The sequence below is a fragment of the Pseudomonas sp. 13159349 genome (genome assembly GCF_013305685.1).
Lineage (GTDB): Bacteria > Pseudomonadota > Gammaproteobacteria > Pseudomonadales > Pseudomonadaceae > Aquipseudomonas > Aquipseudomonas asiatica.
In genome coordinates, this window is the sequence record NZ_CP045553.1 from 5,153,702 (window position 1) to 5,167,583 (window position 13,882).

11 protein-coding genes are annotated in these 13,882 nt (G+C 62.6%); 6 read left to right on the top strand and 5 right to left on the bottom strand.

What is annotated here, in order from left to right:
* Positions 1–54: 54 nt before the first annotated feature.
* The gene (gene dnaK / locus GEV38_RS23740; RefSeq protein WP_015271867.1) at positions 55–1,980 is read right to left on the bottom strand and encodes a molecular chaperone DnaK; all 1,926 of its coding nucleotides are present in this window, start codon (positions 1,978–1,980) and stop codon (positions 55–57) included.
* A gap of 101 nt (positions 1,981–2,081) precedes the next feature.
* Positions 2,082–2,639 (bottom strand): nucleotide exchange factor GrpE, encoded by a 558-nt coding sequence (gene grpE / locus GEV38_RS23745; protein WP_003258073.1) that lies wholly within the window; start codon positions 2,637–2,639, stop codon positions 2,082–2,084.
* Positions 2,640–2,830: 191 nt separating this feature from the next.
* Here grpE and recN point away from each other — a divergent pair, with 191 nt between their 5' ends.
* Entirely contained in the window at positions 2,831–4,504 is a 1,674-nt protein-coding gene (gene recN / locus GEV38_RS23750; RefSeq protein ID WP_025340710.1) for a DNA repair protein RecN, read from the top strand.
* Positions 4,505–4,710: 206 nt separating this feature from the next.
* On the opposite strand, the gene fur is transcribed toward recN, so the two are convergent.
* Positions 4,711–5,115 (bottom strand): ferric iron uptake transcriptional regulator, encoded by a 405-nt coding sequence (gene fur / locus GEV38_RS23755; protein WP_015271870.1) that lies wholly within the window; start codon positions 5,113–5,115, stop codon positions 4,711–4,713.
* A 97-nt stretch (positions 5,116–5,212) separates the two neighbouring features.
* Here fur and GEV38_RS23760 point away from each other — a divergent pair, with 97 nt between their 5' ends.
* Entirely contained in the window at positions 5,213–5,746 is a 534-nt protein-coding gene (locus GEV38_RS23760) for an outer membrane protein assembly factor BamE (RefSeq protein WP_015271871.1), read from the top strand.
* A 61-nt stretch (positions 5,747–5,807) separates the two neighbouring features.
* Here GEV38_RS23760 and GEV38_RS23765 read toward each other — a convergent pair whose 3' ends face one another.
* Positions 5,808–6,242, bottom strand: a complete 435-nt coding sequence (locus GEV38_RS23765; RefSeq protein ID WP_003258078.1) for a type II toxin-antitoxin system RatA family toxin — start codon at positions 6,240–6,242, stop codon at positions 5,808–5,810.
* 162 nt (positions 6,243–6,404) lie between these two features.
* Between GEV38_RS23765 and smpB the strand changes: the two genes are divergently transcribed.
* Entirely contained in the window at positions 6,405–6,887 is a 483-nt protein-coding gene (gene smpB / locus GEV38_RS23770; RefSeq protein WP_013974300.1) for an SsrA-binding protein SmpB, read from the top strand.
* A 126-nt stretch (positions 6,888–7,013) separates the two neighbouring features.
* Here the strand turns inward: smpB and GEV38_RS23775 are convergent, their stop codons facing one another.
* Positions 7,014–7,781, bottom strand: a complete 768-nt coding sequence (locus GEV38_RS23775; protein ID WP_013974301.1) for an FCD domain-containing protein — start codon at positions 7,779–7,781, stop codon at positions 7,014–7,016.
* 256 nt (positions 7,782–8,037) lie between these two features.
* Between GEV38_RS23775 and GEV38_RS23780 the strand changes: the two genes are divergently transcribed.
* The 3 genes from GEV38_RS23780 to GEV38_RS23790 all read left to right on the top strand — a co-directional run bounded on the left by GEV38_RS23780 (position 8,038) and on the right by GEV38_RS23790 (position 13,803).
* Positions 8,038–9,708 carry a lactate permease LctP family transporter gene (locus GEV38_RS23780; RefSeq protein WP_015271872.1) on the top strand — a complete coding sequence of 557 codons (1,671 nt, stop codon included), beginning with the start codon at positions 8,038–8,040 and terminating at the stop codon, positions 9,706–9,708.
* Positions 9,709–9,771: 63 nt separating this feature from the next.
* Entirely contained in the window at positions 9,772–10,917 is a 1,146-nt protein-coding gene (lldD, locus tag GEV38_RS23785; RefSeq protein WP_013974303.1) for an FMN-dependent L-lactate dehydrogenase LldD, read from the top strand.
* Positions 10,918–10,992: 75 nt separating this feature from the next.
* Positions 10,993–13,803 (top strand): FAD-binding and (Fe-S)-binding domain-containing protein, encoded by a 2,811-nt coding sequence (locus tag GEV38_RS23790; RefSeq protein ID WP_054573640.1) that lies wholly within the window; start codon positions 10,993–10,995, stop codon positions 13,801–13,803.
* The last annotated feature ends 79 nt before the right edge of the window (positions 13,804–13,882 follow it).

Below are 13,882 nucleotides of genomic sequence, written 5' to 3' on the forward strand. Positions count from 1 at the left end.
CATCCTACCAGCTCACCACCAAACGGCAGTGAACTGGCCGACAACATGCAGGGATTACTGCTTGTTGTTGTCTTTCACTTCTTCGAACTCAGCGTCAACCACGTCATCGTGCTTGGCTTCCGGCTCGGCCTGCTGTGCGCCGCCCTGAGGCTGTTCGGCCGACTGCTCGGCGTACATCTTCTGGGCAACCGGCGCCGAAACCTTGGACAGCTCCTCGACCTTGGCGTCGATGGCAGCCTTGTCGTCGCCTTTGACAGCGGCTTCCAGGGCAACAACGGCAGCCTCGATGGCGGCTTTCTCTTCAGCGGTAACCTTGTCACCAGCGTCAGCGACCATCTTGCGGGTCGAGTGAACCAGCGCATCACCCTGGTTACGGGCAGCGGCCAGCTCTTCGAACTTGCGGTCTTCCTCAGCGTTGGCCTCGGCGTCACGCACCATGCGCTCGATCTCTTCGTCCGACAGGCCGGAGTTGGCCTTGATCACGATCGACTGCGACTTGCCGGTAGCCTTGTCCTTGGCACTGACGTGCAGGATGCCGTTGGCGTCGATGTCGAAGGTTACTTCGATCTGCGGAACGCCACGTGGAGCCGGCGGAATGTCAGCCAGGTCGAACTTGCCCAGCGACTTGTTCTGTGCAGCCTGCTTGCGCTCACCCTGCAGCACGTGAATGGTCACGGCACCCTGGTTGTCGTCGGCAGTCGAGAACACCTGCGACTTCTTGGTCGGGATGGTGGTGTTCTTCTCGATCAGCGAAGTCATCACGCCACCCATGGTTTCGATACCAAGGGTCAGCGGGCTGACGTCCAGCAGCAGTACGTCCTTGACGTCACCAGCCAGCACCGCGCCCTGGATGGCAGCACCCATGGCCACGGCTTCGTCCGGGTTGACGTCCTTGCGCGCTTCTTTACCGAAGAAGTCGGCAACGGCTTTCTGCACCAGCGGCATACGGGTCTGGCCACCGACCAGGATCACGTCGTCGATCTTGCTTGCATCGATACCGGCGTCCTTCAGGGCGATACGGCAAGGCTCGATGGTACGGGCAACCAGGTCTTCGACCAGCGATTCCAGCTTGGCGCGGGAAATCTTCACGTTCAGGTGCTTCGGACCGGTAGCGTCTGCAGTGATGTACGGCAGGTTTACGTCGGTCGACTGAGCGGAGGACAGTTCGATCTTGGCCTTTTCAGCGGCTTCTTTCAGACGCTGCAGTGCCAGCGGATCGTTCTTCAGGTCCATGCCGGACTCTTTCTTGAACTCGTCGACGAGGTAGTCGATCAGGCGCATGTCGAAGTCTTCGCCACCCAGGAAGGTGTCGCCGTTGGTAGCCAGTACTTCGAACTGGTGCTCACCGTCGACTTCGGCAATCTCGATGACCGAAACGTCGAAGGTACCACCACCCAGGTCATAAACGATGACGGTGTGGTCGCCCTTGGCCTTGTCCATGCCGTAAGCCAGTGCAGCGGCAGTCGGCTCGTTGATGATGCGTTTTACATCCAGACCAGCGATGCGACCGGCATCCTTGGTGGCCTGACGCTGACTGTCATTGAAGTAGGCCGGAACGGTGATGACCGCTTCGGTAACTGGCTCGCCGAGGTAGTCTTCGGCGGTTTTCTTCATTTTCTTCAGGACTTCGGCGCTGATCTGCGGCGGAGCCATGTCCTTGCCACTGGCCTGTACCCAGGCGTCGCCATTGCTGGCCTTGACGATCTTGTAAGGCACCAGCTTGATGTCTTTCTGTACAACATCTTCTTCGAAGCGGCGGCCGATCAGGCGCTTCACTGCGAACAGAGTGTTGTGCGGGTTGGTGACCGCCTGACGCTTGGCCGACTGACCAACCAGGATTTCGCCGTCATTGGCGTAGGCCACGATCGAAGGGGTGGTACGCGCACCTTCGGCGTTTTCGATGACCTTGACGTTACCGTTTTCCAGAACAGAGACGCACGAGTTGGTGGTCCCCAGGTCGATACCGATGATTTTACCCATGTTAACTCTCCCGAAACTTGAATTTGGTAGCAGCGACTACTTTGGCCAACTGCGGTAATACTTGAAGGCTTGACACCTAGATGGGGATGCCCGGATGGATTTCAAGCCTTTTCATTGATCGAGGGTTGCGCCGCGCTTGGCGCCTTGCTGACCACCACCATGGCGGGGCGCAGCAGACGACCGTTGAGCAGATAGCCCTTCTGGAACACGTTCAGCACGCTGTTCGGCTCCACTTCGGCGTTTTCCTGCATGGCCATGGCCTGGTGGTGCTCTGGGTTGAACGGCTGGCCGTGCGGGTCGACTGCTTCGAGGTTGTAGCGCTTGAGAGTGTCCTGGAACATCTTCAGGGTCAGCTCGACACCCTCGCGGATCTGCTTGACGTGCTCATCGTCGGCACTGGAGTGCGCCAGGGCCAGTTCCAGGCTGTCGATCACCGGCAGCAGGTCGCCCGAGAACTTCTCGAGGGCAAACTTGTGGGCTTTCTCGACATCCTGCTCGGCACGACGACGAGCGTTCTGCACGTCGGCAACGGCGCGCAGCGCCTGGTCCTTGGCGGCGGCCAGCTGCTCCTCGAGTTCCAGGACGCGGGCATCGGCAGCATTACCTGCACCGGTCTCTTCGACGTTAAGGTCTTTCTCGTTCAGCTGTTCGTCAGCCATGGGGTCTCTCCTGCGCAATTTTGTGGACTGCGAGCCAGGCTCGCCTTTGATGTCGGCTATATGGGGCCGGAAAAACCAGCTTCAAGGGGCAAGGTCGTTTTCCCGGCTGCAACAGAATCTGCCAAGGGGCATTGGCAGGCCCGAAAAAAGTACTGTATAAATAACCAGACCTGACTTTCGGGAGCCGCCCCATGCTGGTGCACCTGTCCATTCACAACTACGCCATCGTCGAGCACCTCGACCTCGAGATCGCCCGAGGCATGTCCGTCATCACCGGTGAGACCGGTGCAGGCAAATCGATCATGCTCGATGCCCTCGGTCTGGCCCTGGGCGACCGGGCCGACAGTGGCGTGGTGCGCCCCGGCACGGACAAGGCAGACATCCTCGCCACCTTCGACCTGGTGGACATCCCCGAGGCGCATGCCTGGCTGGCCGAGCGTGACCTGGACAACGACGGCCTGTGCATCCTGCGCCGGGTGATCACCGCCGAAGGCCGCAGCCGCGGCTACATCAATGGCACGCCCTGCCCGCTCGGCGACCTCAAGGCGCTGGGCGAGTTGCTGATCGATATCCACAGCCAGCACGAGCACCAGTCACTACTCAAGACCGACACCCACCGCCGCCTGCTCGACGAGTACGCCGGCGCCGTCGACCTGGCCCGCCAGGTACAGCTGGCAGCCAAGCGCTGGAACCAGACCCGTCTGGAACTGGAGCGCCTGTCCAACTCCGGCGATGAGCAGCGCGCCCGCCATCAGCTGCTGAGCTATCAGCTGGAGGAACTGGACAACCTCGGCCTGGGCGAACACGAGCTGGAGCAGTTGGAGCAGGAACACAAGAACCTGACCAGCGCCGAAGCCCTGTTCGGCATCTGCCGCCAGGTCATCGACCAGTGCAGCGAGAGCGATTCGGGCAATGTGCTCAGCGCCCTCACCTCCAGCCTCAACCGCCTGGGTGCCGCCACCAACTCGCCAAAGGCACTGGGCGAAGCAGCCAACCTGATCGCCAGTGCGCAGATCCAGGTCGAAGAAGCCGTGGGCGAGCTCAACCGTTTTCTCGACAACTTCGACGCCGACCCCATGCGCCTGCAGGCACTGGAAGAACGCCTCGACACTATCTATACGCTGGCGCGCAAACACCGTGTGCACCCCACCGAACTGCCCCACCTGCAACAGCAGCTGATGGAAGAGCTGGAGGGCCTGAACGCCAGTGACGAGTCGATCGAGCGGTTGGGTGAAGAGCTGGCCGCCTTCGCCCAACACTATAAAGAGAAGGCTCGCGAGCTCAGCGCACTACGCCAACAGGCTGCCCAGCAGCTGGCAGTGGCCGTCGAGCAGGAGATCCAGCGCCTGGGCATGCCCGGCGGGCGCTTCTGCATCGCACTTACCCCCAATGAGGGAGCAGACCTTTCGCCTCATGGCCTGGAGCAGATCGAGCTACTGGTCAGCGCCAACCCTGGCCAACCGCTCAAGGGCCTGGCCAAGGTGGCTTCAGGTGGCGAACTGTCCCGCATCAGCCTGGCGATCCAGGTGATTACCGCGCAGACCTCACGCATTCCAACCCTGGTGTTCGACGAAGTCGACGTCGGTATCGGCGGGCCTACTGCCGAAATCGTCGGCCAATTGCTGCGCCGCCTGGGCGAGCGAGGCCAGGTGCTGACCGTAACCCACCTGCCGCAAGTAGCAGCACAAGGTCATCACCACCTGTTCGTACACAAGGTGCGCAATAGCGACACTACCCACACCGCCGTGGCCAATCTGGGCAAGCGCGAGCGGGTCGAGGAAGTGGCGAGGATGCTGGGCGGCATAGACCTGACCAAGGAATCCCTGGCGCATGCGCGCAAGATGGTGGTAAGCGGCAAGGCCTGACACTCCCTGTAGGAGCGGCCTTGTGTCGCGAAAGGGCCGCAAAGCGGCCCCGGCAATCTATGCTGCGAAGCTGAAAACCTGGGGCCGCTGCGCAGCCCTTTCGCGACACAAGGCCGCTCCTACAAGGCCCATCGCCGCGCTCAAGATCCCCGAAAGCACAAAGGCGACCCGAAGGTCGCCTTTGTCATTCATAACGATAAAAATCGTTACTTCTTTTTACGTACGTACAGGACCAGATTGTGGTCCACCAGCTCGTAGCCATGCTCGGCCACGATTTCGCGCTGGCGTTTCTCGATCTCGGCATCCATGAACTCGATGACTTCACTGGTCTCCACGTTGACCATATGGTCGTGGTGACCGCCATCGGCCAGTTCGAACACCGCATGACCGCCGTCGAAGTTGTGGCGAACCACCAGACCAGCCGCTTCGAACTGGGTCAGTACGCGGTAGACGGTGGCCAGGCCCACGTCCTCGCCAGCCTCCATCAGCGCCTTGTAGACATCCTCGGCGCTCATGTGACGCTGCTCGGTAGAGTCGAGCATCTGAAGGATCTTGACTCGAGGCAGGGTCACCTTGAGACCGGCTTTGCGCAATTCGCTATTTTCAACCATGGTCAGCTTTCTCGCCGATGCTGCTTCGCAGCTTCTCTTAATACGGGTATGATCGGGGTTTACGTTGTCCAGCCAAGATAGTGGAAGTCGCCCACCGATGCAAAACACCAAGCTCTTGCTAACCAGCCTCACCCTAGTGGGACTGCTCGCACTCGCCGGTTGCTCGTTTCCCGGGGTTTACAAAATCGACATCCAGCAGGGCAATGTCGTTACGCAAGACATGATAGACCAATTGCGCCCCGGAATGACCCGCCGGCAAGTAAGGTTTATCATGGGTAACCCGCTAATCCAGGACACCTTCAACACCAACCGTTGGGATTACCTGTACAGCCTGCAGCCAGGCGGCGGCAAACGCCAGCAAGAACGCATGAGCGTGTTCTTCAACGAAAGCGACCAGTTGGTGAGCCTGTCCGGCGACTTCATGCCAGGAGTCAGCCGCGACCAGGAAATCCTCGGCGGCAGCAGCGACACCACGGTCAGCCCGGCCAACCAGCCAGAGCAGCCAACCGCGCAGCCTGAAGAAAAACCGGCCAAGCCAGGTTCGGTGGAAGAATCCATCCAGCGCGAAATCGACACCATCGAGACCACCCCGGTCCCGACTCCGGCTCCGCTGGAAACCTCGCCTCAATAAGCGGCGAGCAGATACAAAAAAGCCCGGACCTGGTCCGGGCTTTTTGTTGCCGCAGTTTCAGTCAGGCATTCAGTTGCTTGGCACGCTGGCAAAACGCATCCACCAGCGTATTTGCCGCCTGGTTGAACAGCGGCCCCAAAGTCGCGCGCACCAGCGGGCCAGCATAGTCGAACGAAAGGTCCAGGCTGATCTTGCAGGCCTTTTCACCCAGCGGCTTGAACACCCAAAGGCCATGCAACTGGGTGAACGGCCCCTCCTCCAGGTTCATCTCGATAGACTGCCCAGGCACCAGTACATTGCGCGTGACGAAGTGCTGGCTCATGCCGCCCTTGGCCACTTCGAGCTTGGCACGCATGTGCGTGTCGCTGGCTTCGATCACCGTCGAGGCCGAGCACCAAGGCAGAAACTGCGGATAGCTGGCCACATCGTTGACCAGATCGTAGAGCGCCTGGGCGGGATACGGCAGCAGGGCGGAACGTTGAATATGGGTAGTCATCCAGGCATCACTTCCAAGGCTGGGTGGCGGCGCTTCGCAGCGTGCCGAAAACAGGTTCTGTCGCAAAGACAGGGGCTGTATTGTCCGGCATTCATTGCAGTGGCTCAAGCACACCGAAATCCCATAGCCGACGACGCGGCGACTGCCTATAATGCCGCCCCTATGGCTAAACAAAAGAAACATCCGACCGGGACCATCGCGCAGAACAAGAAGGCGCGACACGATTACTTCATCGAACACAAGTTCGAGGCCGGGCTGGTCCTGTCCGGCTGGGAAGTAAAAAGCCTGCGAGCCGGCAAGGCGCACCTGACTGACAGCTACGTGCTGCTGAAGGACGGTGAGGCCTGGCTGTTCGGCAGCCACATCACCCCGCTGACCACGGCCAGCACCCACGTCATAGCCGACCCCATCCGCACTCGCAAGCTGCTGCTGAACAAGCGCGAGCTCGAGCGCCTGGAAGCGGCCGTGGCGCAAAAAGGCTACACCTGCGTGGCCCTGGCGCTGTACTGGAGCAAGCACCTGATCAAGTGCGAAATCGCACTCGGCAAGGGCAAGAAGGAATTCGACAAGCGCGATACCATGCGCGAGCGCGATTCCAACCGCGAGCTGCAGCGGGCTGTGCGGAACAAGGGCAAGGAAGAGTAATACCTCTTCTTCAGCCTGCTCCGGCCTCTTCGCGGGCTCGCCCGCTCCCACAGGTATCGCGCCGCCTTCGGGTCCGGCGCATATCCTGTGGAAGCGGGCAAGCCCGCGAAGAATCCAACACCGATCTCAACGCCCGCTACGCCGCTCCGCCCGCGCCACTCGCTGCGCTTCTTCATGCGCCTCTTCCAGCACCTCCTGCACATACAGAATGTGCCGGCTGGACACTTCCCGCGCATCCTCCGCCCTGCCCTCGACTATCGCCAGGTACAGCTCCCGGTGCTGGCTGATCAGCATGTCCCGGGTCTCGGTCCGTTGCTGGTACATGCCGCCGATGTTGGTCACCACGTTGCGCTTGAGCAGGTCGAACAAGCCCCGAATGGTGTGCAGCAACACGGCATTATGGCTAGCCTCGGCAATCGCCAGGTGGAAGCGCGCATCGGCCGCGCCTTCCTCCGCCCGGGTCACTTCGTCGGCCCTGGCATAGCAGTCCTGCAGCGCATCGAAGGCCGCCTTGAGGCGCGCCCGGTCCGGCTGGGTGGCGCGCTGGGCCGCGTAGTAGGCGCAGGACGCCTCCAGGGTATGGCGGAATTCGAGCAGGTCACGCTGCGCCTCGGCACTGTGCTCAAGCAGTTGCAGCAATGGGTCGCTGAAAGTGGACCCCAGAGACTCGGCGACAAAATTGCCCCCACCCTGGCGGCTGACCAGCAGCCCCTTGGCCACCAGCTTCTGGATCGCCTCACGCAGTGATGGGCGGGACACGCCGAACTGCTCGGCAAGGACGCGCTCGGCCGGCAGCCGCTGACCCGAGGTCAGCGTACCTTCCAGAATCATCCCTTCCAACCGATCGACGATGTCGTCGGACAGGCGCCGTTGGCGGACCTGATCAAAAACCATCACATGCTCTCCACAAACCCCCGGCAGATTTCAGGGGGCGCCTATTCTCGCCGATCCGGGCCTTGCAAACACCCACCAGCCGACGATTTTCCCCGCCCATCAGATGCCCACTCATCGGCACACGACCAAAGTTTTGCACGGGACAAATTGACACACCCACGAAGACGCTTTTAACCTAGCGCCCAGCCATTGTAAATTGGTCTTACCAATTATCCAATGCCAGTGCCTGACCAACAACAATTAGGGGCCACCCCATATGCAAACCTGGCAACAAATCTATAGTCCGCTTGGTAGTCTTGGCCTGTCCGCACTGGCGGCGGTCATCCCCATCGTCTTCTTCTTCCTTGCCCTCGCGGTGTTCCGCCTCAAAGGCCACGTGGCCGGCAGCATCACCCTCGCATTGTCGATCCTGGTGGCGATCTTCGCCTTCCAGATGCCTGTCGACATGGCATTCGCCGCTGCAGGTTATGGCTTCCTCTACGGCCTCTGGCCGATTGCCTGGATCATCGTTGCCGCGGTGTTCCTGTACAAACTCACGGTCAAGAGCGGCCAGTTCGAAGTGATCCGCAGTTCGGTGCTGTCGATTACCGACGACCAGCGCCTGCAAGTGCTGCTGATCGGTTTCTGCTTCGGTGCGTTCCTGGAAGGTGCGGCGGGCTTTGGTGCACCGGTGGCAATCACTGCCGCGCTGCTGGTGGGCCTGGGCTTCAACCCGCTGTACGCCGCCGGCCTGTGCCTGATCGCCAACACCGCGCCAGTGGCCTTTGGCGCCTTGGGCATCCCGATCATCGTGGCCGGCCAGGTCACCGGTATCGACGCCTTCCACATTGGCGCCATGACCGGTCGCCAGCTGCCGCTGCTGTCGCTGTTCGTACCGTTCTGGCTGGTATTCATGATGGACGGCCTGCGTGGCGTGAAGGAAACCTGGCCTGCCGCCCTGGTCGCCGGCCTGAGCTTCGCCGTCACCCAGTACTTCACCTCGAACTTCATCGGCCCGGAGCTTCCGGACATCACCTCGGCCCTGGCCAGCCTGATCGCCCTGACCCTGTTCCTGAAAGTCTGGCAGCCAAAGCGTTCGTTCGCCGAAGCCAAGGGCAGCGTCGGTGCCGCCGTGGTCCAGCCAAGCGGCAGCCAACCAAGCCCCTACAGCTTTGGCGAGATCTTCAAGGCCTGGTCGCCGTTCCTGATCCTCACCGTGCTGGTCACCATCTGGACCCTGAAACCGTTCAAGGCGGCCTTCGCCCCGGGCGGCGCGATGTACAACTTCGTGTTCAACTTCGCCATCCCGCACCTCGACCAACTGGTGATCAAGACCGCACCGATCGTCGCCGCGCCAACCGCCATGCCAGCGGTGTTCAAGCTCGACCCGATCTCTGCCACCGGCACCGCGATCTTCCTCTCGGCGCTGATCTCCATGGCCGTGCTGAAGATCAACTTCAAAACTGGTCTGACCACTTTCAAGGAAACCTTCTGGGAGCTGCGCTGGCCAATCCTGTCGATCGGCATGGTGCTGGCCTTCGCCTTCGTCACCAACTACTCGGGCATGTCCTCGACCATGGCCCTGGTGCTGGCCGGTACCGGTGCCGCGTTCCCGTTCTTCTCGCCGTTCCTCGGCTGGCTGGGTGTGTTCCTGACCGGTTCCGACACCTCGTCCAACGCCCTGTTCAGCTCGCTGCAGGCCACCACCGCGCACCAGATCGGGGTCAACGACACTTTGCTGGTAGCAGCCAACACCAGCGGCGGCGTGACCGGCAAGATGATCTCGCCGCAGTCGATCGCCGTGGCTTGCGCCGCCACCGGCCTGGTTGGCAAGGAATCCGACCTGTTCCGCTTCACCGTCAAGCACAGCCTGTTCTTCGCCACCATCGTCGGCCTGATCACTCTGATCCAGGCCTACTGGCTGACCGGCATGCTGGTTCATCACTAAAGTGAAAGGGGCCGGGCGCCGTCGCGCGCCCGGCAATCCCCACATGCAACGCTGCGAGAATCCATGATCATTTCTGCCTCTACCGACTATCGCGCCGCGGCCCAACGCAAGCTGCCTCCCTTCCTGTTCCACTATGCCGACGGCGGCGCCTACGCCGAGCACACCCTGCGCCACAACGTCTCGGACCTGGCCAGCATTGCCCTGCGTCAGCGCGTGCTGAAGAACATGTCCGAGCTCAGCCTGCAGACCAAGCTGTTCGACGAAACCCTGAGCATGCCGGTGGCCCTGGCCCCGGTCGGCCTCACCGGCATGTACGCCCGCCGTGGTGAAGTGCAGGCGGCACGTGCGGCGGCGGCCCACGGCATTCCGTTCACCATGTCCACGGTGTCGGTGTGCCCGATCGAAGAAGTGGCCCCGGCCATCGACCGGCCGATGTGGTTCCAGCTGTACGTGCTGAAGGACCGCGGCTTCATGCGCAACGCCCTGGAGCGGGCCAAGGCCGCCGGGGTCAAGACCCTGGTGTTCACTGTCGACATGCCGACACCCGGCGCCCGCTACCGCGACGCCCACTCTGGCATGAGCGGCAAGAACGGCCCGCTGCGCCGCGTGCTGCAAGCCATGACCCACCCCGAGTGGGCATGGGATGTCGGTGTGATGGGGCGCCCACACGACCTGGGCAACATTTCCACCTACCGTGGCAACCCCACCGGCCTTGCCGACTACATCGGCTGGCTGGCCAACAACTTCGACCCGTCGATCTCCTGGAAAGACCTGGAGTGGATCCGCGAGTTCTGGGACGGCCCGATGATCATCAAAGGCATTCTCGATGCCGATGACGCCCGCGATGCGGTCAGGTTCGGTGCTGACGGCATCGTCGTGTCCAACCACGGCGGCCGCCAGCTCGACGGCGTGCTGTCCAGCGCCCGCGCCCTGCCGGCAATTGCCGATGCGGTCAAAGGTGACCTGAAGATCCTCGCCGATTCCGGCATCCGCAGCGGCCTCGACGTGGTGCGCATGATCGCCCTCGGCGCCGACACCGTACTGATCGGCCGCGCCTTCCTCTACGCCCTTGCCGTGCACGGCCAGGCCGGGGTGAAAAACCTGCTGGAGCTGTTCGAAAAGGAAATGCGCGTAGCGATGGTGCTGACCGGCGCCAAGTCGATCAGCGAGATCACCCGCGACTCGCTGGTACGCGAACTGGGCGCCTGACCGCCCGCAAGAACGACCGCCTGATTGACCCGGGGCATGGGGCGCACAGACGCCACGGCCCCGCGAGGAGACTGCATGAGCCTGCCCGCCGCGTTCCTGCGTGATGCCGAGCGCCTGATCCCCGCCGAACGCCGCTTCGACGACCCCACCTCCACTTTGGCTTTCGGCACCGATGCCAGCTTCTACCGGCTGATCCCCAAGCTGGTGGTGCGCGTCGAGTCAGAAGACGAAGTGGTCGGCCTGATCAAACTGGCCCAGCGCGAGCGGGTGCCGGTCACCTTCCGCGCCGCCGGCACCAGCCTGTCCGGCCAGGCCATCAGTGACTCGGTGCTGATCGTGCTGGGCGATAACTGGAACGGCCGCGAAATCCGCGGCCAAGGCGAGCAGATCCGCTTGCAGCCCGGCGTCATCGGTGCCCAGGCCAATGCCTGGCTGGCTCCCTTCGGGCGCAAGATCGGCCCCGACCCGGCGTCGATCAACGCCTGCAAGATCGGCGGCATCGTCGCCAACAACGCCAGCGGCATGTGCTGCGGCACCGCGCAGAATACCTACCACACCCTGGCCGGCCTGCGCCTGGTGCTGGCCGACGGCACGCGCCTGGACAGCGAAGACCCGGCCAGCGTCGCCGCGTTCGAGGCCAGCCACGCCGGCCTGCTGGAAGCACTGGCCCGCCTGGGCCGCGAGACCCGCGCCAACACTGCACTCGCCGAGCGCATCCGGCACAAATACCGGCTGAAGAACACCACTGGCCTATCGCTGAACGCACTGGTGGACTACGACCAACCGCTGGATATCCTGCAGCACCTGTTGGTCGGCTCCGAAGGTACCCTGGGCTTCATCAGTGCCGTCACCTACGACACCGTGCCCGACCACCCGCACAAAGCCAGCGCACTGCTGGTTTTCCCCAGCGTGGAAAGCTGCTGCCGCGCGGTGACCGTGCTCAAGCGCCAGCCGGTCTCGGCCGTTGAACTGCTCGACCGCCGCAGCCTTCGCTCGGTGCAGAACATGCCCGGCATGCCACTGTGGGTAAAAGGCCTGTCGGACAACGCCTGCGCCCTGCTGATCGAGTCCCGTGCCGCCAGCCAGAGCCTGCTGCATGAACAGCTGCAACAGGTGATGGCCTCGATCGCCGACTTCCCACTGGAACAGCAGGTGGACTTCAGCGAAGACCCCGCCGTGTACAACCAGCTGTGGAAAATCCGCAAGGACACCTTCCCCGCCGTCGGCGCCGTACGCCAGACCGGCACCACCGTCATCATCGAAGACGTCACCTTCCCCATCGAGCAACTGGCCGAAGGCGTCAACCGCCTGATCCAGCTGTTCGACAAGCATCGCTACGATGAAGCGATCATTTTCGGCCACGCCCTGGAAGGCAACCTGCACTTCGTCTTCACCCAGGGTTTCAACAGCGCCGAGGAAGTCGCACGCTACCAGGCCTTCATGGACGATGTGGCGCAACTGGTGGCGGTGGAGTTCGGCGGCTCGCTCAAGGCCGAGCACGGCACCGGGCGCAACATGGCACCGTTTGTGGAGCTGGAATGGGGCCATGACGCCTACCAATTGATGTGGAAGCTGAAGCGCCTGCTCGACCCAAACGGCATCCTCAACCCCGACGTGGTGCTGAGCGAAGATCCGGACATTCACCTGAAGAACCTCAAGCCGCTGCCCGCTGCCGACGAGATCGTCGACAAGTGCATCGAGTGCGGCTTCTGCGAACCGGTGTGCCCTTCCAAAGGCCTGACCCTCAGCCCACGCCAGCGCATCGTCATGTGGCGTGACATCCAGGCCAAACAGCGCGCCGGCATCGACACCCGGGAATTGCGCCAGACCTACCAGTACCAGGGCATCGACACCTGCGCCGCCACCGGCCTGTGCGCACAGCGCTGCCCGGTTGGCATCAACACCGGCGAACTGGTGAAGAAACTGCGCAGCCAGGCCGCCGAACACGAAAAAACCGCCGACTGGCTGGCCGAACACTTCCACACCGCCCTGGGCGGCGCGCGCCTGACCCTGACCGCCGCCAATACCGCACGCAAGCTGCTCGGCGCCCCACGCCTGGGCCGCCTGAGCGCCTCGCTGCACAAAGCCAGCAAAGGCCGCCTGCCAAAGTGGACCCCGGCGATGCCACAACCACTGCGCCCACTGGACTTCGGCCCGGCCAGCAACGACGCCCGCCCTCGCGTGGTGTACCTGGCTGCCTGCGTCTCGCGGGTGATGGGCCCGGCCTATGCCGACCGTGAGCAGAGTTCGCTGCTGGACAAGACCCGCGCCCTGCTGGAAAAGGCCGGCTACCAGGTGGTGTTCCCTGACAACGCCGACAGCCTGTGCTGCGGCCAACCGTTCGCCTCGAAGGGCTACCCCGAGCAGGCCGAACACAAACGCCAGGAACTGCTTGCCGCCCTGCTGCACGCCAGCCGCGGCGGCCTCGACCCTATCTACTGCGATACAAGCCCCTGCGCTCTGCGCCTGGTGCAGGACCTGGACGACACCCGGCTGGACCTGTACGACCCAGTGCGCTTCATCCGCACCCACCTGCTCGAGCGCCTGGAGTTCACCCCCCAGGACGAACCAGTGGCCGTGCATGTGACCTGCAGCACCCAGCACCTGGGCGAAAGCCAGGCGCTGATCGACCTGGCGCGGCGGTGCAGCAAACAGGTGGTGATCCCGGAGGGCATACATTGCTGCGGCTTTGCCGGTGACAAAGGCTTCACCACCCCCGAGCTCAACGCCCACTCGCTGCGCAGCCTGAAGGATGCGGTGCAATATTGCAGCGAAGGCATCTCCACCAGCCGCACCTGCGAGATCGGCCTGTCCAGCCATAGTGGCATCGATTACCACGGGCTGGTCTACCTTGTAGACCGCGTCACCCGGCCACGCAGCATATGACCGTTTAACGCAAAACCTGATAGCTGCCGCAATCCCTGTGGGAGCGGGCATGCCCGCTCCCACAAGTACCGCGCCGGCT